This window comes from Rahnella sp. CJA17(1/100), assembly GCF_963881615.1.
Classification (GTDB): Bacteria; Pseudomonadota; Gammaproteobacteria; order Enterobacterales; family Enterobacteriaceae; genus Rahnella; species Rahnella aceris.
On sequence record NZ_CAWOJA010000004.1, the window covers coordinates 114,246 to 134,891 of the forward strand.

Here is a 20,646-nt window from a genome sequence, read left to right on the forward strand (position 1 = left end):
GATGAAGATTATTAATCTGAGTGAACGGCCTGAATTTCAGGACGCGGTCACAGACTGGCTTTGGCAGGCATTTGGCAGCGAAAACAGCCGGGAGTTTTTTGCCAGCGTGGTGCGAAGCAGCCTGTCCGGTGCGGACTTACCGCAAACGTTTATCGCACTCGAAGGCGACAGGCTGGCAGGAACCGTGGGCCTGTGGCGCTGTGATTTAATCAGCCGTCAGGATCTTACCCCGTGGCTGGCGGCGTTATACGTGGATGAAAATTTCCGTTCGTGCGGGCTGGGGCAGCAGTTACAGGCATTTGTACTGGAACAGAGCCGCCGCAGCGGCTTTTGTGAGTTGTATTTGTATGCCGAATTCACCGGCTATTACGAACGTTTTGGCTGGAAATATATCGGCGATGCGCTGGATTATCCGGATAAGCCGGTGCATCTTTTCCATCAACATCTTTAGCTGTTTGCCGGGCCGCTCACCGAGTGACGACGTACCAGCGTCGGGCTGAACATATGGGTTGTTTCCGGTAACGGCTGACCGTTTGCCAGCGCTAACGCCAGTTGCGCTGCCTGATTCGCCATTGCCACCACCGGATAACGTACGGTGGTCAGACGCGGGCGCAGATAGCGTGAAATCAGCACATCATCAAAGCCAATCAGCGAAATTTCGCCCGGCACATCAATACTGTTATCGCTTAATACCGATAATGCACCGGCGGCCATCGGGTCGTTGTAACAGGTCACCGCCGTAAATCCTTTGCCCAATCCCAGTAAATCCGCCATGGCTTTTTCACCACCGATTTCATCAGGTTCCGCGTAGGCAATCAGCTTGTCATCCACCGGAATGTTGTGTTCGGTGAGGGCGTCGATATAGCCCTGAAGCCGGTCACTGGCATCGGAAATGCCGTGGTTGGAACATAAAATCGCGATGCGCTGATGGCCGGCCTGAATGAGGTGGCGCGTCGCCAGCCAGGAACCGTAGCGGTCATCGAGTGCAATACAGCGCTGTTCAAAACCCGGCAACGTGCGGTTAATCAGCACCATCCCGGGGATTTGCTGCATCAGGCTGGTCAGCTCATCTTCCGGCAGCATTTTGGCGTGAACCACTAACGCTGCACAGCGGTGGCGGATCAACTGCTCAATGGCCTGACGCTCTTTTTCAACGTTGTGATAACCGTTACCAATCAGCAGAAAATTGCCGGTGGCGTAGGCCACCTGTTCGACCGCTTTGACCATCGCGCCAAAAAACGGATCAGAGACGTCGGCCACGATCAGCCCCAGCGTTTCGGTTGCCTGTTGGGCGAGGGCACGGGCGTTGGCATTCGGATGATATTGCAGATGCTGCATGGCGTTCTGTACGGCTTCCCGCGAGCTGTCGCTGGCTTTCGGGGAATGGTTTATCACGCGTGAAACGGTCGCAACCGATACGCCTGCCAGTTTTGCTACATCCTTAATCGTTGCCATAACACTTCCGTTTTCCGTGAGGGTAATCGTTTACACTGACCAGTTTTGCGGAAAAGACCGGTGGCTGCAAGGATGCTGATCGCAACTTTTTGATGTAAGCGCGATGTAACGGGAAAAGATCGTGGTGATTAACCGAAATCCCAGTGCGATAGGGTGGAAATGCGTTTTATTAAGATTATTTGTTCTTTGAAGTGTCAGCGCAGTGAATGGTATTTTTAAAGTCATTTATCTGCGCTGAGAAAAATAGAAATTATGTCGATAAAACGCTATCCGCAACTGGCCCACTGGGGCGCATATACCGCTGTGGTGGAAGATGGCCGCTTAATCCGTTGTGAACCTTATAAGGCGGATGCCGATCCTTCACCTCTGCTCGATTCCATTGCGCCGCTGGTCTATTCCGACAAACGTATCCGCAAACCGGCCGTGCGCCGCTCGTGGTTGAAACATCGCGAAAACAGCGATCGTTCGCTGCGGGGCCGCGAAGATTTTGTCGAAGTGGACTGGGATCTGGCGCTGGATCTGGTGGCCGAAGAGAATAAACGCGTGCGTGATCGCTACGGCGCTTCCGGCATTTTCAATGGCTCTTACGGCTGGTCATCGGCCGGACGTCTGCATCACGCCCGTTCTCTGGTGCGTCGTTTTTATTTCACCGGCGGCGGCGGGGTAGATCAGCAGGGCAACTATAGCTGGGGCTCGGCGCAATTTTTCCTGCCGTACGTTATCGGCACGTTTACCCCGCTGACCGGACGCGTGACCTCGTGGCCAAGTGTGGTCGAACACGCTGACATTCTGGTCGCATTTGGCGGTCTGGCGCTGAAAAATGCGCAAGTGGCGTCCGGCGGCGCGGTGGAACATACCCTGAAACCGGCGCTGGAACAGCTGGCGAAAAAAGGCACCCGCGTCATTAACATCAGCCCGATGCGCGACGACTGTCCGGAATTCGTGAATGCAGAGTGGATCCCGATCCGCCCGAACACCGATGCGGCGCTGATGATGGCCGTTGCGTTTGAGATTCAGCGTAAAAAAGCGCAGGACGAGGCGTTTCTGGCGAGCCATTGTGTCGGTTATCCGCAACTTGCCGCCTATCTGCGCGGCGACACTGACGGCATCCCGAAAACCCCTGACTGGGCAAGCCACATTACCGGCGTACCGGCTGAGCGTATTGCGCGTCTGGCGGATGATCTGATCGGTGTACGCAGCTTTATCACCTGTTCTTATTCTGTACAGCGTGCTCACCGTGGCGAGCAGCCTTACTGGATGATGATCGCCATTTCCGCCATGCTCGGGCAGGTCGGTTTGCCGGGCGGCGGATTCTCCTTCGGTCACGGTTCGATGAACAGCGTGGGTAATCCGCGTTATGACACGCCGGGGCCTGCCGTCAGTGCCGGGCCGAATCCTTCTGGTTTGTCGATCCCCGTGGCGCGTATCAGTGACATGCTGCTCAATCCCGGCCAGCCGTATGAATTTCAGGGCGAAACGCTGAATTATCCCGATATTCACCTGGTGCACTGGGCGGGCGGTAATCCGTTCCATCATCATCAGCAACTGAACCGTCTGGTCGAAGGCTGGCAGAAGCCGGACACCGTGATTGTGCAGGATAACGTCTGGACGCCAGCGGCGCAGATGGCGGATATCGTGCTGCCTGCGACAACATCGCTGGAACGTAATGATATCGGCGGATCGTCACGCGACCGCTTCGTGCTGGCGATGCATCAGGCTGTTGCGCCACAACATCAGGCGCGTAACGATTTTGATATTTTCGCTGACATTGCTGACCGTCTCGGTTACCGCGAGCAGTTCACGCAGGGGCGTAATGAAGATCAATGGTTGCGCCATATTTACCGTCAGTGCGGCGAAGCGCAGAAAGGCACCGGCGTGGAATGGCCTGACTTTGAAACCTTCTGGGAGCGCGGTTTTGTTGAACTGCCGGTGCCGGAAAAAGATTACGTGTTCTTTGAGGAATTCCGTAAAAGCCCGCGTGCTAATCCGCTGGGGACCCACAGCGGCAAAATCGAACTGTTCTCCGAAACCATCGCGGGTTACGGTTATGACGATTTCGCGCCGCACCCGGAGTGGCAGCCGCCGGTAGAATGGCTGGGCGCGGAAAGTGCCAAACAGTGGCCGCTGCACCTGATTTCCATTCAGCCAAAAGATCGTCTGCACAGCCAGCTTGATCAGTCGCCGCTGGCGCAGTCGAACAAAACCGCCGGTAAGGAAACGTTGTTTATGCATCCGGAAGATGCTCTCAGCCGTCAGCTCAAAGAGGGAGACCGGGTGAAAGTGCACAATGCGCGTGGCAGTTGTCTGGCGGGGGTGTCACTCAGTGACGGAATTACGCGTGGCGTGGTGCTGATGTCGACCGGCGCCTGGTTTGATCCTGGCTTTGGTGGTCAATGGCAGGAAACCGAGCAGGCGGGGAACCCGAATGTACTGACGCTGGATATCGGCACGTCGCGTCTGACGCAGGGGCCAAATGCCATGAGTTGCCTGGTCGAAGTGGGACCTGTTTAAGGTAGTTTTTAAATAGTTAGCCCGATTTAGGATAAATCGGGCCTATTTTCACCACTCGTTACACTTTGCGGAATTATGTTTCGATTGCCTGCTGGCTGTGGTTCGTACAAAACAGCTAAATTGAACGTCCCAGAGGTATTGATTGGTGAATCATCAACGTGCTCTGCATGTTGATACCGATTAAATTTGCACCAACCTACGCGGATGCGTAGGTTTTTTTTTGCCTCAACTCCGGCACACCGATCAGTTCCCTCCTAAACTCTCTCTGACTGTCGTCATTTTTCAGCGGCTTATAGTATGCTGTTTCCCCAACCTTTTTCTTCAAGATCAGGGATGACACATAAGGAGATGGCAAACATGTATAACTTTCTTTTCGCCGCGTTCAGATGGCTCTTCCGCCTGATGTTCCGGGTCACAGTGACCCCGGCGAGAAACGATTTTAATTACCCGCGTTTAATCCTCACGCCGAACCATGTCTCGTTTATTGACGGCATGTTGCTGGTGCTTTTCCTGCCGGTCAAACCGGTATTTGCAGTGTATTCCAACATCACGGACAGCTGGTTTATGCGCTGGCTGAAACCCTATGTGGACTTCATGCCGCTGGATCCCACTAAACCGATGGCGATCAAGCATTTGATCCGCGAGGTGGAGAAAGGGCGTCCGGTGGTTGTGTTTCCGGAAGGGCGCATTACGGTTACCGGTTCATTAATGAAGATTTACGACGGCGCGGCCTTTGTGGCGGCGAAGTCACAGGCGACCGTCATTCCGGTGCGCATAGACGGGCCGGAATATACGCCGTTTGGCCGGTTGTTCGGCAGCTTTAAAATCCGCTGGTTCCCGAAGGTCACCATCAATCTTTTGCCGCCGACTACCATTCCGATGCCGGATGCGCCGCGTTCACGTGACCGCCGCATTCTCGCCGGTGAGCAACTGCATAAAATTATGATGCAGGCGCGTATGGATACCCGCGAACCGGAAACGCTGTATCAGGCGTTTTTGTCCGCACAAACCCGTTATGGCCGTCGCAAACCCTGTATCGCTGATATCGCGTTCAAAGAAGATACCTATCAGGGACTGCTGAAAAAATGCCTGGGCGTGAGCCGCATTTTGCAACGTTTTACCCGCGAAGGTGAGCATGTCGGGATGCTGTTGCCAAATGCCACGATCATGGCGGCGGCGCTGTTTGGCGCGTCAATGCGCAACCGTATTCCGGCGTTGCTTAACTACACTGCGGGTGCCAAAGGGCTGCAAAGCGCGATGAAAGCGGCGCAGATCAAAACCATTATTACCTCCCGCCAGTTCCTTGAAAAAGGCAAACTGACGCACCTGCCGGAGAACGTGCCAGAGGCGAACTGGGTCTATCTGGAAGATTTGAAAGACACGGTGACCACGCAGGACAAGCTGTGGATCCTGTTCCATCTGATCTTCCCGCGTCGTGCGATGCTGCCGCAAAAAGCCGATGATGCAGCACTGGTGCTGTTTACTTCGGGTTCTGAAGGTAATCCGAAAGGCGTGGTGCATTCACACGCCAGCCTGCTGGCTAACGTCGAGCAAATCCGTACCGTGGCGGACTTCACGCCGCGTGACCGCTTTATGTCGTCGCTGCCGCTGTTCCACGCCTTTGGCCTGACCGTCGGATTGTTAACGCCGCTGATCACCGGCGCTCGCGTGTTCCTGTATCCGAGTCCGCTGCATTACCGCATCGTGCCCGAACTGGTCTACGACCAGAACTGTACCGTGCTTTTCGGTACTTCAACGTTCCTGGGCAATTACGCCCGCTTTGCCCATCCGTATGATTTTGCCCGCTTGCGGTATGTGGTGGCCGGTGCGGAAAAACTGGCTGAAAGCACCAAGGAAATCTGGCAGAACAAATTTGGTATCCGCATTCTCGAAGGCTACGGTGTGACCGAATGTGCGCCGGTGGTGGCGATCAACGTACCGATGGCGACCAAAGTGAATACCGTCGGCAAAATTCTGCCGGGGATGGAGTCTCGTCTGATTACCGTGCCGGGCATTGAGGAGGGCGGTCGTCTGCAACTGCGCGGGCCGAACATCATGAAAGGCTATCTGCGCGTCGAAAATCCGGGTGTGCTGGAAACTCCGCAGGCTGAGAATGCTGCAGGTGAAATGCAGGCGGGCTGGTATGACACCGGCGATATCGTCACGCTGGATGAAAAAGGTTTCTGTGCCATCCGTGGTCGCGTGAAGCGTTTTGCCAAGCTGGCGGGAGAAATGGTCTCGCTGGAAAGCGTCGAGCAACTGGCGATCAAGGCTTCACCGGATAAACAGCATGCGGCGACATCGCGCAGTGATGCCAGCAAAGGCGAGGCATTGGTGCTGTTTACCACTGATACTGAGTTACGTCGTGATGCGTTAAGTAAAGCTGCCCGTGAACTGGGGTTGCCGGAACTGGCCGTGCCGCGTGAAATTCGCGTCGTTAAAGCGTTACCGTTGCTCGGCAGCGGTAAACCCGATTTTGTCACCCTGCGCGAGATGGCAGAGAACCCGGAGAGTGAAGTATGAGTCAGCCTTTAAAGGCGGCTGCAGGGCCGTTGATGTCAAAGAGTATGACGGCGGTGATCGTGGCGCAGTTCCTGTCGGCTTTCGGTGACAACGCGCTGTTGTTTGCCGCGCTGGCGCTGATCAAACAACAGCTTTATCCCGACTGGAGCCAGCCCGTTTTACAAATGGCGTTCGTGGCGACGTACATCATTCTCGCGCCGTTTGTCGGGCAGTTTGCCGACAGTTTTTCCAAAGGCCGCGTGATGATGGTCGCTAACCTGCTGAAACTGGCGGGCGCGGCGGTGATTTGCGCGGGCATGAATCCGTTCCTCGGTTATACGCTGGTCGGCATTGGCGCTGCGGCTTATTCACCGGCGAAATACGGCATTCTGGGCGAGATCGCCAGTGGTGAACAACTGGTGAAAGCCAATGGCCTGATGGAAGCCTCTACTATTGCCGCGATCCTGCTGGGTTCTGTGGCCGGTGGCGCACTGGCTGACTGGAGCATTCTGGCGGCGCTCGGTATCTGTGTGCTGGCGTATGGCGCGGCAGTGGCGGCAAACTGGTTTATTCCGAAGCTGAACCCGGCGCGTCCGGGGCAGTCATGGAATCCGGCAAAAATGAGCCGGACATTTTTCTCTGCCTGCAAAACCTTGTGGCAGGATGGCGAAACCCGCTTCTCGCTGGTCGGTACCAGCTTGTTCTGGGGCGCGGGCGTGACGCTGCGTTTCCTGCTGGTGCTGTGGGTTCCCGTGGCGCTGGGCATCACCGATAACAAAACCCCGACCTTGCTGAATGCGATGGTGGCGATCGGGATTGTGTTTGGTGCGGGAGCGGCGGCGAAGTTAATCCGTCTGGAAACCGTGAAACGCTGCCTGCCAGCAGGCGTCGCCATCGGTATCGCCGTGGTGGTCTTTGCGCTGCAAACCAGTATGCTGAGTTCTTACATTGTGCTGGTGGTGGTGGGGATTTTAGGCGGCTTCTTTGTGGTCCCGCTGAATGCCCTGTTGCAGCATCGCGGTAAAATTTCTGTCGGTGCCGGTAACGCGATTGCCGTACAGAATCTGGGTGAAAACACCGCCATGCTGCTGATGCTCGGCTTGTATTCGCTGGTGGTGATGGCCGGTGCGCCGGTGGTGGCGATTGGCATCGGGTTCGGTGTGGTGTTCGCGCTGGCGATTGCCGGGTTGTGGATCTGGAAAAACATGCAGAAACGCCGTATGGCGTAATGTTGTTTTCGCACAAAAGAAAAGGGCGCTCAGCGCCCTTTTTTGTTGCCTGCAATCAGGATTTACGGCGCAGGAATGGTGAAGCGTTTGTGGATGTTTTCCAGATCAGCGAGGATTTCCTCATCGAGTGTCAGATCCTGACTGTCGATGTTGATCTTCAGTTGTTCCATTGTGGTGGCGCCCAGCAGCGTGCTGGCCACGAACGGTTGCTGACGCACAAAGGCCAGCGCCATCTGAGAAGGATCCAGATTACGTTTCTTCGCCAGCGCGACATATTCAGCAATCGCCGCTTCAGCCTGCGGTGATGAGTAACGGGTGAAACGACTGAACAACGTATTACGTGCCCCGGCCGGTTTCGCACCGTTAAGGTATTTACCGCTCAGCGTGCCGAACGCCAGGCTGGAATAGGCCAGCAGTTCAACCCCTTCGTGCTGACTGATCTCCGACAAACCGATTTCAAAGCTGCGGTTCAGCAGGCTGTATGGGTTTTGAATCGAAACGATACGCGGCAAATCATGTTTCTCCGCCAGTTGCAGGTAACGCATCACGCCCCACGGGGTTTCGTTAGAAACGCCGATATAGCGGATTTTACCGGCACGAACCTGTTCATTCAGTGCTTCCAGTGTTTCCAGCAAGGTAACCGGAGACTGCTCTTCGGTGTACTGATAACTCAGTTTGCCAAAGAAGTTGGTCTGACGCTGCGGCCAGTGCAACTGGTAAAGATCCAGATAATCCGTATTCAGACGTTGCAGACTGGCATCCAGCGCCGCGCGGATATTTTTGCGATCCAGCATCTGAGCCGGACGAATGGCGTTGTCATTGCCGCGGGAAGGCCCGGAGACTTTGCTCGCCAGAACAATTTTCTCACGGTTGCCACGGGCTTTCAGCCAGCTGCCGATATAGCTTTCCGTCAGCCCCTGGGTTTCAGGACGCGGCGGAACGGGATACATCTCTGCGGTATCAATCAGGTTGATGCCCGCCGCAACGGCGTAATCGAGTTGCTGGTGGGCGTCGGCTTCGCTGTTTTGTTCACCAAAAGTCATGGTGCCAAGTCCCAGTAAGCTCACTTCTAAAGAACTGTGGGGTATACGGTGATATTGCATTGCCGGTCTTCCTTTATATCTGAGAATGTCAGCCTGTTAGAAAAAGCGCCTTAACTGACTATATACAAGGCTGGCAGATGGGGGAAGTGGCAGTGTGTGCGGGAGGAACGACGCGGTCGGTGGATAAAATAACAAAGAGCCAGTCCTGATAACTGGCTCTGCGACGGGTTAAGAAGCGTAATGCTTAACGCTTCATCACCTGGCTGACGTTGTCATTATTGATCTGGCGGTCGTTGCCTTGTTCGTCTGTGTAACTCAGCAGTCCGGTAGATTTATCCAGCTTAGGTTTACCATCAGTCAGGATCATATTGCCGTCTTTGGTTGAGATCACATAATCGCTGGCACAGCCCGCGAGGCTCAACACCACAAGCGCAGCACCGGCCGCCATTAAAGTTTTCTTCATCATCGTTAACGTTCCTTTTTGTTGTACCGAAGATATTCACATTTAGCGTAGCAAACTATCCCGCAGGCAGCGGGAAATGATATCGGTTAAAGCTGAAAATGGCGGGCCAGAAGCGCCGCCGTAAAACGCTTTTTCAAATAGAAGCCGCGCGGCAGCGTCAAAATGGGTTGCCCTGACTCCCCGATCGCTTCCGTCAGCGCTTTGCTGTTGGCAGCTTTGGGCCGAATTTGCAGGTATTCCCCATGTCGGGCTGTGATGCTTTCGACTTTACCCAGAACAATCAAATCCATCAGTTCTTCCCAGTCCTGACGCAGTTGCTCATCTTCTTCCTCAGAGGGTTGCCATAATAAAGGCGCCCCGATGTGGCGCTCAGCCAGGGGGATCTGGCGCTCACCTTCGACCGGTATCCACAAAACCCGCGCCAGTTTATGGCGCACATGGCTGTTTTCCCACGTCACGCCGCTGTTACCGGTTAACGGGGCAACGCAGACAAATGTGGTTTCCAGCGGCCTGCCACGGGAATCAATTGGGATCGTTTTCAGCTCAATGCCAATATCAGCGAAATCCTGCTCCGGTTTACTTCCTGCGATGGCGCCGAGATACACCTCAAGCAGCATACCGACCCAGCCTTTCTCCCGTTTAAGGTTCTCAGGAATGGGCAGGCCAGCGTGAGCGGCCAGTTCACCCAGCGTATGACCCGCCAGCGATTGTGCGCGGTGCAACAGTTGCTGTTCGTTGTGCGGAGGCTGGGTGGCAGGTAAAGGAATAGACATAAAAAAACAATGCTCACTCAATAGATTAAATTTCGTACTGCTTTTGTCATGCACAGTGAATAAAAACTTATTCCTGTGGAGCAATGAAATAATAGCATGATTTGTCTTAGTTTTTTTTCAGGTTTCTGACTTCTTTTGCGCCTTAACGATTAGGTTGATCACCTGTTGAAGGCGACAATGAACAGGATCTTCCACCTACTTATCCACAGATTTCTTGGATAACCCTGCCTGAATTCGATCACTGGTTCGATTTACAGGCTTGACGGGAGGGGTTTTATCCAATTTTTGGGGCAATGACGTCAACTTTTAGACGATCGCTGTGGATAAAAACAACATTGGTGGATCTTTCGCCAGATCACTTGAAGGTGTGAGATAACTCTCATTTTTAACCGTGGGATAACTCTGTTTAATGTAGGTAATAAATTGTTTTAAAAGGTTTTTACGGGAGCATGTTTTCCCGGTAAAAATAAGTTAAGAAGAGTTTTACCCTGCTTACTCTGAAGTTCTTCACATACCTATCCACAGAAAAAGTGAATAAAATCGCAGGTGATTTTTAAAATCTGTTTATAACTTGGCGTATAACTGTGAGTTATCCCATTTTTATTCATGCTGATCGGTATTAACCAGTGGTTTACCGCCTGTTGGTAGTATGAAACAATCAGTACATCTATGAGTTTAGCTATTGGGGTAGTCCGGTGATCGATGATGATGGCTACCGCCCGAATGTTGGTATTGTAATCTGTGACAAGCAGGGTCAGGTGTTGTGGGCCAGACGATACGGCCAGCACTCCTGGCAGTTTCCACAAGGGGGCATAAACCCTGGTGAAACCGCTGAGCAGGCCATGTACCGCGAGCTGTTTGAGGAAGTGGGGCTTGGCCGTAAAGATGTCCGTATTCTGGCTTCAACCCGTAACTGGTTACGTTATAAATTGCCAAAACGTTTGGTGCGTTGGGACACAAAGCCGGTTTGTATCGGCCAAAAGCAAAAATGGTTCTTGCTGCAACTGATGTGTAACGATGCTGATATCAATATGCAGCGCAGCAGTACGCCTGAATTTGATGGCTGGCGTTGGGTGAGTTTCTGGTATCCGGTTCGTCAGGTGGTGTCATTTAAGCGCGATGTTTACCGGCGTGTAATGAAAGAGTTTTCCACCACGATTATGCCGATGCAGGAAGTCTCCCTTCCCAGGACATCGCCCGCCTATCGTCGTAAAAGAGGCTAAGTCACGAAGAGATGCTCACGCGTTTGCGAGAAATTGTTGAAAAGGTAGCAATGGCGTCCAGCCTCAATGATGCGCTGGATGTACTGGTCAACGAAACCTGCCTGGCGATGGACACGGAAGTCTGTTCCGTCTATCTCGCTGACAATGACCGCCGTTGTTATTACCTGATGGCGACGCGAGGTTTGAAAAAACCTCGCGGGCGGACTATTACGCTGGCGTTTGATCAGGGGATTGTGGGTCTGGTAGGGCGTCTGGCTGAGCCAATTAACCTTGCCGATGCGCAGAGCCATCCCAGTTTTAAATATATCCCCGCCGTAAAAGAAGATCTTTTCCGATCCTTCCTGGGTGTGCCGATCATTCACCGTCGTCAGCTGCTGGGTGTGCTGGTTATTCAGCAACGCGAACACCGGCAGTTCGACGAAAGTGAAGAGTCGTTTATGGTCACGCTCGCCACTCAGCTGGCGGCGATCCTTTCTCAGGCACAGCTTAATGTGCTTTACGGGCGCTTTCGCCAGACGCGCGTTCGTGCGCTTGCCGCATCGCCGGGTGTGGCCATCGGTATCGGCTGGCAGGACAGCTCGCAACCTTCGCTCGATCACGTTTATATGGCGTCTACGCTGGATACCGTACGTGAACGCGAACGTCTGACCCGGGCCCTGGAAGACGCCGGTGCTGAGTTCCGCCGTTTCAGTAAACGTTTCGCGGCGAGTGCGCAGAAAGAAAGCGCGGCGATTTTTGACCTCTACTCTCACCTTCTTAATGATGCACGCCTCAAGCGTGAACTGTTCGCTCAAATAGATCAGGGCGCCGTCGCGGAGTGGGCAGTTAAAAAGGTTGTGGAAGAGTTTGCGGCGCAGTTTGCCAGCTTGCAGGATACCTATCTGCGTGAGCGTGGCAGCGATTTACGTGCGCTGGGCCAGCGGCTGGTTTTCCATCTTGATGATACGATTCAGGGCAACACACAGTGGCCGGAACGTTTTATTCTGGTTGCTGACGAACTGACCGCTACTTTGCTGGCCGAAATGCCGCAGGACCGGCTGGCAGGTGTGGTAGTTCGTGATGGTGCAGCTAACTCGCATGCGGCGATTTTGGTCCGTGCGATGGGCGTGCCGACCGTCATGGGCGCCGATATTCAGCCTGCACTGCTCAGTCAGCGACAGCTGATTGTCGATGGTTATCGCGGTGAGCTGCTGATTGATCCGGAAGCCGTACTGGTCACGGAATACACGCGGCTGATCAGCGAAGAAATGGAGCTGAGTCAGAAGGCTGAAGATGATGTTGAGCAACCTGCAGCGCTGAAAAGCGGTGAGCGGGTGAAAGTGATGCTCAACGCCGGTCTGAGTGCTGACCATGAAAAATTGTTCGGCAGCCGCGTTGACGGCGTCGGGCTGTATCGCACCGAAATTCCTTTCATGTTGCAAAGCGGCTTCCCTTCTGAAGAAGAGCAGGTCGCGCAATATCAGGGCATGTTGCAGTTGTTTCCGCAAAAGCCGGTGACATTGCGAACGCTGGATATCGGCTCTGATAAACAGCTGCCTTATATGCCGATCAGCGAGGAAAACCCTTGTCTGGGCTGGCGCGGTATTCGTATTACTCTCGATCAGCCTGAAATTTTCCTGATTCAGGTTCGCGCGATGCTGCGTGCCAATGCTGCGACCGGAAATCTCGGTATTCTGCTGCCGATGGTTACCAGCCTTGAAGAGATTGATGAGGCCCGTCGTTTAATCGATCGCGCCGGACGTGAAGTGGAAGAACAGTTGGGTTACGAGCTGCCACATACGCGTCTTGGCGTAATGATCGAAGTCCCATCAATGGTCTTTATGTTGCCTGCATTGGCCGGAAGAGTGGAATTTATTTCCGTCGGTACCAACGATCTGACGCAATATCTGCTCGCTGTTGATCGCAACAATACCCGCGTTGCCGGGCTGTATGACAGCCTGCATCCGGCGATGCTGCGGGTGCTCAAACAAATTGTCACCACCGCTGAGGTTGCCGGGCTGGATGTCAGCTTATGCGGCGAGATGGCGGGTGATCCGATGGGCGCGTTACTGCTTACCGGCATGGGCTTTCGTAATCTCAGTATGAACGGGCGCAGTGTTGCCCGTGTAAAATACCTGCTTCGCCGTATCGAACTTCATGATGCCGAAGAGCTTGCCGGTCGGGTGCTGCAGGCGCATTTTACGACGGACGTTCGTCATATGACCGCTGCTTTTATGGAAAGACGCGGGTTGGGCGGCCTGATCCGTGGTGGTAAATAAGCACCTGAGTTGATGCTTTGTGCCGTATTACTCCCATCCTGCTCGCTTTCCGGCACAGGATGAGATGATTTTTTACAGAACTTTTCCAGCGGCTTAGCCCCGGAAAACCTTCCGGCTATGCTACTATTCGCTCCCTGCTGGCCCCTGAACGGGCAATAATCATAAACAATTTGTGGTGATAGATGAGCAACAGCTATCTGGCGTTTCCCCAGTTTGATCCGGTGATTTTCTCAATCGGACCGGTATCTCTCCACTGGTACGGACTGATGTACTTAGTTGGTTTTGTCTTCGCGATGTGGCTGGCAGTACGCCGTGCCAATAAGCCAGGCAGCGGCTGGACAAAAGATGAAGTTGAAAACTTGCTGTATGCTGGTTTCCTGGGGGTATTCCTCGGTGGTCGTATCGGTTACGTTTTCTTCTACAATCTGCCTTTATTCCTCGATAACCCGCTTTATCTTTTCAAGGTCTGGGATGGCGGCATGTCTTTCCACGGCGGCCTGATTGGCGTAATCGTGGTCATGCTGATTTTCGCCCATCGAACCAAACGCAACTTCTTCCAGGTTTCCGACTTTATCGCTCCGCTGATCCCGTTTGGACTTGGCGCAGGTCGTTTGGGTAACTTCATTAATGGTGAACTCTGGGGCCGTGTGACCACAGATGTGCCATGGGCAATGCTGTTCCCGGGATCCCGTCAGGAAGATATCGCCATTGCGGCGGCTGACCCTAAATGGCAGCCTTTGTTGAACCAGTACGGCGTATTGCCGCGCCATCCTTCCCAGCTGTATGAACTGCTGCTTGAAGGCATCGTGCTATTCATCATTCTGAACATATTCATCCGTAAATCACGCCCGATGGGTGCGGTATCAGGCTTGTTCCTGATCGGATATGGCTTATTCCGTATTATCGTTGAACACTACCGTCAGCCGGATGCACAGCTCGGTCTGTTCGACGGGATCATCAGCATGGGGCAGGTTCTGTCCATTCCAATGGTTGTCATTGGCCTGATTGTGATGGTCTGGGCATATCGCCGTCCGCAGAAACAATTGTCGTGAGGTAACATGAAACAGTATCTGGATTTAATGCAGAAAGTGCTCGATGAGGGCACCCCTAAAGCCGACCGTACCGGTACAGGCACGCTGTCGATTTTCGGTCATCAGATGCGTTTCAACTTGCAGGAAGGTTTCCCGCTGGTCACCACCAAACGCTGTCACTTGCGCTCAATCATTCATGAACTCCTGTGGTTCCTGAAAGGTGAAACTAACATCGCCTATCTGCGTGAAAATAATGTCAGCATCTGGGATGAGTGGGCAGATGAGAATGGCGACCTCGGCCCGGTTTACGGCAAGCAATGGCGTGCCTGGGGCGCGGCTGACGGCAGGCAAATCGACCAACTGGCGAGCGTTGTTGAACAGCTGAAAAAAGACCCTGATTCACGCCGCATTATTGTGTCGGCGTGGAATGTGGGTGAACTGGATCAGATGGCGCTGGCACCTTGCCACGCTTTCTTCCAGTTCTATGTGGCCGACGGGAAACTGTCTTGTCAGTTGTATCAGCGTTCATGCGACGTTTTCCTCGGACTGCCGTTTAACATCGCCAGCTACGCGCTGCTGGTGCATATGATGGCGCAGCAATGTGATCTGGAAGTCGGTGATTTTGTCTGGACCGGTGGTGATACGCATCTGTACAGCAACCATATGGAACAGACACATCTGCAACTGACGCGTGAGCCTCGTGCATTGCCAAAACTTGTCATTAAACGCAAACCTGCCTCCCTGTTTGATTACAACTTCGAAGATTTCGAGATTGAAGGGTACGATCCGCATCCCGCAATCAAAGCGCCGGTCGCGATCTGATTCCTTGTTTTTACCGCCTGACAGTACTGTCAGGCGGCCATTTCCCTTTTATCCGGCTTTCCCTCTGCTCCACTTTTTACGCCTTTTACTGACGATTCCAATCCCGATTTACATCCCGATACTATCCCTGCGAGACATCACGCAACTTATTTGTCGCGTGGATTTCGTTGCACCGATAGTTCTCACGACATCCTGGAAAAAATGACTCTGCCAGTGGCGGAAAAAATCTAAATGCCTATTTTGGCCGCATGAAAACATTTGAGCGGGCAGGGGAAGAGGGAATGTCGCTGATAGAAATGATGGTTGTTGTGACTTTGGTCGCCATGTGCACATTGTGGGGAATCCACAGCTGGCGCGATTATCAGCAGGCATTAAAGCTTGAGCAATCTGCTCAGCAACTGCGTTTGTATTTGTACGGGGTGCAGGCCGAAGCCAATAATTACAATCGTTCTGCTGTCTTATGGGGCATTGCCGGTGCTAATGGATGTGTGGGTAGCGGAACCCGCCCTTCAGGTTGTCATAATGCCGTGGGTAAAATATTCGCCATCAATGAACCCGGTGTAGAGTTACTCGCTGTCAGTGAAAAAACCATGGGTTTTTACGGCCTGCGTAATGCCGCACTTGCCGGACATATCACACTAAAAAATTCAGCGGGTAGTTTGCGAATCGTACTTTCTGTCAGAGGACGGTTACGTACGTGTAGTGAAAATCAGCCTTTACTGAGTATCGGCTTATGCCAGTGAATTTAGCCCGTTGTCAGGGATTCACGCTGCCTGAAGTCATGATTGCGATGGGGATTGGCAGCATGCTGATGCTCAGTGCCGCGCAAATCTATCCGCTGATGCGCCAGAGAAGCCAGAGTCTGGGCCGACATTATCAGCTCGAGCAACTGTTGCGCCAGACTACTTTTGCCATTGGCAAAGATATTCGCCGGGCCGGTTTCTGTAACGGAACCTGCGCGGGTAAATCTGTCATCATCGGCAACGCTGCGGGTGAAGCAACCAGCTCCTGCATCCTTGTTATCTATGACCTGAACCGCAACGGAACATGGGATAAGCCCGGGACGGCGGACTCTGAATACTTTGGTTACCGTTTGCGTCAGGGCGGTATTGAGATCCAGCGCGGGGCGGGTGATTGCAGCAGTGGAGGTTGGGAAAAACTCCTCGACCCTGCTGAAGTCAGCGTGACCCGGTTCGTGGTAACCGAGGTCGCAGCAAGTGGCTCCGGCCGCTTGTATTCTCTGCAACTTGAAGCCAGCTGGAGCAAAAATCCTTTCATCCACCGGCAGGTGACCGAGATGATTGCAGGCCACGTCTTATGACAGCAGAAAAAATGCGCGATTCGTCCAGACAGCGGGGGAGCGCCATGATCCTGAGTATTCTGGTGATGATGGGATTAGGGCTGATTGCCCTTAACTCGCTGCAACAGCAACTTTCCGCCGGGCTTGCGCTGACGTCAAATCAGCACCGCTATGTCATTGCCCGGGAAAATGCAGCCTCAGCATTAGCATGGGGTATCCGCCAGTCATGGAAAGACAGCAGCGAACCTCTCTGGCAGTGCCGGGATGTGCCCGCAGGCCTCATTGTTTCAGGAAGTGGCAGGACGTGTACCCGGCCTTCATTGCGTCAGGATATCTTTCTGGTTCGTGGTGAGGGAAGAATGGCTGAAGGCAATGAGCCGGTTATGCAGTATCAGCAAGTCAGTATTAAAAAACAGACTGGTGGAAATCTGATTTTTTCACCGCTGACACAGGGATGGCTGGATTTTTGTCCTGAGGCTGATGAGCAGATCTGCAATGAATGAAAGCCACTCAGCACAGCAAGGTTTCAGCCTCACGGAAGCGCTGATCGCCATGTTGTTCTTGTCAGTTTCCATTCTGGGACTCCTGAATTATTACCAATCACTGAGCAATGGGTTTATGCGTCAGTGGCAGGTTCAGCAGGCGTGGTCAGAAGCACATTCCCAGCTTGAAGCATATTCAGTGGCAGGAAAGGGGACGGAGCCTTTAGCGAAAGATTGGGAATATCGGTTTACAGGCATTTCAGATGCACAATCCTGCAAGCTGGTCACTGCGACAATTCAAACGCCGGCAAAATATCAGGCAATATTGCAGCGCTTAATATGCAATTTTGGCCCCTGAAGTTGTGCCTGTAAGCCGCATATTGCCGGACAAAAATACTGTTAAGCCACTTGCAATGGCGGGCTAACAGCTTAGAGTGGTTTAACAGGGTTATTTTTCCCTATTGGGAGCAATTGGCTTTATGGTTAAAACGTGACGGAACATAGGAAGAAAATCCCGATTCGATTTTTTTCACAACTATCCTGTTTCTGCGGGGTCTTAGCAGGCTTAACCGCTCAAAACAGCTTGTTGAGGTTCATCTACCGGTGAGCTGTATATTTATTGCCCGTGTGGCACGTTTATTCGATTGAGGGAGAGTGGCAATGTTAAAACACGTTACCCGCATTTCCGGGGTACTGTTGTTATTGACCTTTTGGGCCCCTGTTGTTTCAAGTGCAGCCGACTGGCAGCCTTTTGCACAAGCTATCAATAAAAGTCAGAACGACCCTCGCCAGTATCAGGCAATTAAACTGGCTAATGATATGACCGTCTTGCTGGTTTCTGACTCTCAAGCCCCCAAATCACTCGCCGCGCTGGCCATTCCTGTCGGTTCGCTGGAAGATCCTGATTCTCAGCTGGGTCTTGCCCACTATACTGAGCACATGTTACTGATGGGCTCGAAGAAATATCCTCAGCCGGAAAGTCTGTCTGAATTCCTTAAGAAACACGGTGGCAGCCACAATGGCAGCACTGCTTCTTACCGCACCGCGTTTTATCTTGAAGTAGAAAACGATGCCTTGCCAGAAGCGGTAGATCGCCTTGCAGATGCTATCGGTGAACCGTTGTTAGACCCCGCCAACGGGGACCGTGAGCGTAACGCGGTGAACGCTGAGCTGACCATGGCCCGATCCCGTGACGGCATGCGGATGGCGCAAGTTCGCGCAGAGACATTAAATCCCAGGCATCCGGCGTCCCGTTTTTCAGGCGGTAACCTGGATACGTTGAAAGATAAACCGGGCAGTAAGCTTCATGATCAGCTGACGGCTTTTTATCAGCGCTACTATTCTGCCAACCTGATGGTCGGTGTGATTTACAGTAATAAACCGTTGCCTGAACTTGCTGAGCTGGCCGCCACAACCTTTGGTCAGATCGCCAATCACCACGCAGCCGTGCCGCCGATTACGGTCCCGACATTAACAGCAGACCAAAAGGGTGAGTTTATCCATTTCGTTCCTGCACAGCCGCGCAAAGAATTACGGGTTGAATTTGCAATTGATAATAATAGTGCCCATTTTCGCAGTAAAACAGACACCTATATCAGCTATCTGATGGGTAACCGCAGCCCGAATACCTTATCAGACTGGTTACAGAAGCAAGGCTATGCCGATGGGATCAGCGCAGGTGCGGACCCGATGGTTAACCGTAATATGGGCGTATTCAATATCTCTGTTTCCCTGACTGATAAGGGACTGGCGCAGCGCGATACGGTTATTGCAGCCATTTTCAACTATCTCAACGAAATACGCGCTCAGGGCATCAAAAAAACCTATTTTGATGAAATTGCCCACGTTATGGCGCTCGACTTCCGCTATCCGGCGCTGACGCGTGATATGGATTATGTCGAATGGCTGGTGGACACCATGTTGCGGGTTCCTGTCGAACACGTTCTCGACTCACCTTATCTGACTGACCAGTATGACCCCAAAGCGATTGAGTCACGTCTAACAGAAATGACGCCGCAAAATGCGCGTTACTGGATCATCAGTCCGAACGAGCCGCACAATAAAGTGGCCTACTTCGTTAATGCGCCATATGAAATTGATAAAGTTTCCGCGCAAACCTACTCGCAGTGGCAGACGTTGGGGAAGGGGATTTCGCTGTCCCTGCCAGCGCTGAATCCGTACATTCCTGATTCACTTGCGCTGGTCACTAAAGATTCGACGGCGACGAAACCTGAGCTGCTTGTTGAAGATAAAGGTTTGCGTGTGTTCTACATGCCGAGTCGTTATTTTGCTGATGAGCCTAAAGCCAATGTGACTGTTTCTTTCCGCAATGAGCAGTCGCTCAGCACGGCTAAAAATCAGGTGCTCTATGGCCTGACGGATTACCTCACCGGCGTGGCTTTTGATCAGCTAAGTTATCAGGCATCCATTGGCGGGATCACGTTCGGGACATCTCCGGATAACGGTTTGCAGTTTACTGCCACAGGTTTTACCGAGTGTCTGCCTGATTTACTGGCCGCACTGGTTGATAACTACCCCGATTTCAAACCGACTCAGGAACAGCTTGATCAGGCGAAATCATGGTATCTCGAACGCTTAGCTTCAGCAGATAAAGGAAAAGCGTTTGAGCTGGCGCTGCAACCGGTTCAGTTACTTTCGCGGGTGCCTTACACCGAGCGCAGCGAGCGTGAAAAGCTGGTTTCTGCCATCACACTGGATGACGTGAACGCTTACCGTGAACAACTGGTTCACCATGCTGCCGTGGAAATGATGGTTGTGGGGAACATGACGGCTGATCAGGTTAAAGCGATGTCTCAGCAAATTATGCAAAAGCTGGGCGCGCATGGGACACGGTGGTGGCGCGGAAAGCAGGCTGTAGTGACTCAGCCGCTGAAAGCAAATATCCAGCGTATCGGGACAAGTTCGGACTCAGCACTGGCAGCGGTATATGTTCCCACCGGTTATGATGAAGTTCAGAGCATGGCGTACAGTGCATTGTTGGGACAGATTATTCAGCCATGGTTCTACAGCCAGCTTCGGACACAGGAACAACTGGGTTATGCCGTGTTTGCTTTCCCTATTCCGGTAGGAAAACAGTGGGGGATTGGTTTCCTGCTGCAAAGTAACAGCAAGCAACCTGACTATCTGTATCAGCGCTATCTGGCATTTTATCAGCAGGCAGAAAAACGTCTGCGTGAAATGAAGGATGATGAGTTTCTGCAATATAAACAGGGACTGGTGCATGAAATGCAGCAAAATCCGCAGACGCTAGATGAGGAAGCCGACCGTCTGGGGAATGATTTCAGTCGCGGAAATCCGCAATTTGATACCCGCACGAATGTGATCCGGGTTATTGCCGGGCTGACTCAAACTCAACTGGCGGATTATTTCGATCAGGCTGTAATGAAGCAGGATGGTCTGGCGATGCTTTCGCAGGTCTCAGGCAACGACAGCAAGACCCCACAATATGCGGCGCCTGAGGGCTTTAAAACCTGGCCTGACACCTCCACGTTGCAACAGGTGCTGGAACCGCACACGGATAAATAACGTACTGA

17 protein-coding genes are annotated in these 20,646 nt (G+C 52.9%); 13 read left to right on the forward strand and 4 right to left on the reverse strand.

From position 1 onward, the window contains the following. Position 1 precedes the first annotated feature (1 nt). A complete protein-coding gene (locus AACU55_RS03050) occupies positions 2–451 on the forward strand; it encodes a GNAT family N-acetyltransferase (protein ID WP_112198701.1) in 450 nt (149 codons plus the stop codon). Here the strand turns inward: AACU55_RS03050 and galR are convergent. Further along, on the reverse strand, positions 448–1,455 hold the full coding sequence (gene galR, locus AACU55_RS03055; protein WP_013574155.1) for an HTH-type transcriptional regulator GalR: 1,008 nt from the start codon (positions 1,453–1,455) through the stop codon (positions 448–450). The genes AACU55_RS03050 and galR overlap by 4 nt on opposite strands. Positions 1,456–1,707: 252 nt before the next feature. On the opposite strand from galR, the gene AACU55_RS03060 reads away from it, so the two are divergent. From AACU55_RS03060 to lplT, 3 genes are all read left to right on the forward strand, one after another. Next, the gene (locus AACU55_RS03060) at positions 1,708–3,966 is read left to right on the forward strand and encodes a molybdopterin guanine dinucleotide-containing S/N-oxide reductase (RefSeq protein WP_134706630.1); all 2,259 of its coding nucleotides are present in this window, start codon (positions 1,708–1,710) and stop codon (positions 3,964–3,966) included. Between the two features lie 357 nt (positions 3,967–4,323). Continuing rightward, on the forward strand, positions 4,324–6,489 hold the full coding sequence (gene aas, locus AACU55_RS03065; RefSeq protein WP_134706631.1) for a bifunctional acyl-ACP--phospholipid O-acyltransferase/long-chain-fatty-acid--ACP ligase: 2,166 nt from the start codon (positions 4,324–4,326) through the stop codon (positions 6,487–6,489). Continuing rightward, positions 6,486–7,697: a lysophospholipid transporter LplT gene (gene lplT / locus AACU55_RS03070; protein WP_015689427.1), complete on the forward strand. Its 1,212-nt coding sequence runs from the start codon at positions 6,486–6,488 to the stop codon at positions 7,695–7,697. Before aas ends, lplT begins: the two co-directional genes overlap by 4 nt. A gap of 62 nt (positions 7,698–7,759) precedes the next feature. Here the strand turns inward: lplT and AACU55_RS03075 are convergent, their stop codons facing one another. The 3 genes from AACU55_RS03075 to mutH form a co-directional block, all read right to left on the reverse strand. Beyond that, a complete protein-coding gene (locus AACU55_RS03075; protein WP_013574159.1) occupies positions 7,760–8,800 on the reverse strand; it encodes an NADP(H)-dependent aldo-keto reductase in 1,041 nt (346 codons plus the stop codon). A gap of 184 nt (positions 8,801–8,984) precedes the next feature. Next, positions 8,985–9,203, reverse strand: coding sequence for a YgdI/YgdR family lipoprotein (locus tag AACU55_RS03080; protein WP_015689428.1), 219 nt, complete (start codon positions 9,201–9,203; stop codon positions 8,985–8,987). Between the two features lie 86 nt (positions 9,204–9,289). Next, positions 9,290–9,976, reverse strand: a complete 687-nt coding sequence (gene mutH, locus AACU55_RS03085) for a DNA mismatch repair endonuclease MutH (RefSeq protein WP_013574161.1) — start codon at positions 9,974–9,976, stop codon at positions 9,290–9,292. Between the two features lie 695 nt (positions 9,977–10,671). On the opposite strand from mutH, the gene rppH reads away from it, so the two are divergent. The 9 genes from rppH to ptrA all read left to right on the forward strand — a co-directional run bounded on the left by rppH (position 10,672) and on the right by ptrA (position 20,638). After that, positions 10,672–11,199: an RNA pyrophosphohydrolase gene (gene rppH, locus AACU55_RS03090; RefSeq protein WP_013574162.1), complete on the forward strand. Its 528-nt coding sequence runs from the start codon at positions 10,672–10,674 to the stop codon at positions 11,197–11,199. 11 nt (positions 11,200–11,210) lie between these two features. After that, positions 11,211–13,457 (forward strand): phosphoenolpyruvate--protein phosphotransferase, encoded by a 2,247-nt coding sequence (gene ptsP / locus AACU55_RS03095; RefSeq protein ID WP_013574163.1) that lies wholly within the window; start codon positions 11,211–11,213, stop codon positions 13,455–13,457. A 182-nt stretch (positions 13,458–13,639) separates the two neighbouring features. Next, positions 13,640–14,509 carry a prolipoprotein diacylglyceryl transferase gene (lgt, locus tag AACU55_RS03100; protein ID WP_013574164.1) on the forward strand — a complete coding sequence of 290 codons (870 nt, stop codon included), beginning with the start codon at positions 13,640–13,642 and terminating at the stop codon, positions 14,507–14,509. 6 nt (positions 14,510–14,515) lie between these two features. Continuing rightward, positions 14,516–15,310: a thymidylate synthase gene (thyA, locus tag AACU55_RS03105; RefSeq protein ID WP_013574165.1), complete on the forward strand. Its 795-nt coding sequence runs from the start codon at positions 14,516–14,518 to the stop codon at positions 15,308–15,310. A 281-nt stretch (positions 15,311–15,591) separates the two neighbouring features. Beyond that, positions 15,592–16,053 (forward strand): prepilin peptidase-dependent protein, encoded by a 462-nt coding sequence (locus AACU55_RS03110; RefSeq protein WP_134706632.1) that lies wholly within the window; start codon positions 15,592–15,594, stop codon positions 16,051–16,053. Continuing rightward, complete coding sequence (locus AACU55_RS03115; protein ID WP_112197927.1) at positions 16,044–16,631, forward strand: prepilin peptidase-dependent protein; 588 nt, start codon at positions 16,044–16,046, stop codon at positions 16,629–16,631. The genes AACU55_RS03110 and AACU55_RS03115 overlap by 10 nt, the downstream gene beginning before the upstream one ends. Further along, complete coding sequence (locus tag AACU55_RS03120) at positions 16,628–17,113, forward strand: YgdB family protein (protein WP_240785676.1); 486 nt, start codon at positions 16,628–16,630, stop codon at positions 17,111–17,113. Before AACU55_RS03115 ends, AACU55_RS03120 begins: the two co-directional genes overlap by 4 nt. Continuing rightward, the gene (locus AACU55_RS03125; protein WP_037035158.1) at positions 17,106–17,450 is read left to right on the forward strand and encodes a prepilin-type N-terminal cleavage/methylation domain-containing protein; all 345 of its coding nucleotides are present in this window, start codon (positions 17,106–17,108) and stop codon (positions 17,448–17,450) included. Before AACU55_RS03120 ends, AACU55_RS03125 begins: the two co-directional genes overlap by 8 nt. 302 nt (positions 17,451–17,752) lie before the next feature. After that, positions 17,753–20,638 (forward strand): pitrilysin, encoded by a 2,886-nt coding sequence (gene ptrA / locus AACU55_RS03130; RefSeq protein WP_134706633.1) that lies wholly within the window; start codon positions 17,753–17,755, stop codon positions 20,636–20,638. Positions 20,639–20,646 lie beyond the last annotated feature (8 nt).

What these genes read in the sequence shown, in the direction of transcription:
- AACU55_RS03050 (WP_112198701.1), top strand. Translation starts at nt 2, where the DNA reads ATGAAGATTATTAATCTGAGTGAACGGCCTGAATTTCAGGACGCGGTC.
- galR (WP_013574155.1), bottom strand. Translation starts at nt 1,455, where the DNA reads ATGGCAACGATTAAGGATGTAGCAAAACTGGCAGGCGTATCGGTTGCG.
- AACU55_RS03060 (WP_134706630.1), top strand. Translation starts at nt 1,708, where the DNA reads ATGTCGATAAAACGCTATCCGCAACTGGCCCACTGGGGCGCATATACC.
- aas (WP_134706631.1), top strand. Translation starts at nt 4,324, where the DNA reads ATGTATAACTTTCTTTTCGCCGCGTTCAGATGGCTCTTCCGCCTGATG.
- lplT (WP_015689427.1), top strand. Translation starts at nt 6,486, where the DNA reads ATGAGTCAGCCTTTAAAGGCGGCTGCAGGGCCGTTGATGTCAAAGAGT.
- AACU55_RS03075 (WP_013574159.1), bottom strand. Translation starts at nt 8,800, where the DNA reads ATGCAATATCACCGTATACCCCACAGTTCTTTAGAAGTGAGCTTACTG.
- AACU55_RS03080 (WP_015689428.1), bottom strand. Translation starts at nt 9,203, where the DNA reads ATGAAGAAAACTTTAATGGCGGCCGGTGCTGCGCTTGTGGTGTTGAGC.
- mutH (WP_013574161.1), bottom strand. Translation starts at nt 9,976, where the DNA reads ATGTCTATTCCTTTACCTGCCACCCAGCCTCCGCACAACGAACAGCAA.
- ptsP (WP_013574163.1), top strand. Translation starts at nt 11,211, where the DNA reads ATGCTCACGCGTTTGCGAGAAATTGTTGAAAAGGTAGCAATGGCGTCC.
- lgt (WP_013574164.1), top strand. Translation starts at nt 13,640, where the DNA reads ATGAGCAACAGCTATCTGGCGTTTCCCCAGTTTGATCCGGTGATTTTC.
- thyA (WP_013574165.1), top strand. Translation starts at nt 14,516, where the DNA reads ATGAAACAGTATCTGGATTTAATGCAGAAAGTGCTCGATGAGGGCACC.
- AACU55_RS03110 (WP_134706632.1), top strand. Translation starts at nt 15,592, where the DNA reads ATGTCGCTGATAGAAATGATGGTTGTTGTGACTTTGGTCGCCATGTGC.
- AACU55_RS03115 (WP_112197927.1), top strand. Translation starts at nt 16,044, where the DNA reads ATGCCAGTGAATTTAGCCCGTTGTCAGGGATTCACGCTGCCTGAAGTC.
- AACU55_RS03120 (WP_240785676.1), top strand. Translation starts at nt 16,628, where the DNA reads ATGACAGCAGAAAAAATGCGCGATTCGTCCAGACAGCGGGGGAGCGCC.
- AACU55_RS03125 (WP_037035158.1), top strand. Translation starts at nt 17,106, where the DNA reads ATGAATGAAAGCCACTCAGCACAGCAAGGTTTCAGCCTCACGGAAGCG.
- ptrA (WP_134706633.1), top strand. Translation starts at nt 17,753, where the DNA reads ATGTTAAAACACGTTACCCGCATTTCCGGGGTACTGTTGTTATTGACC.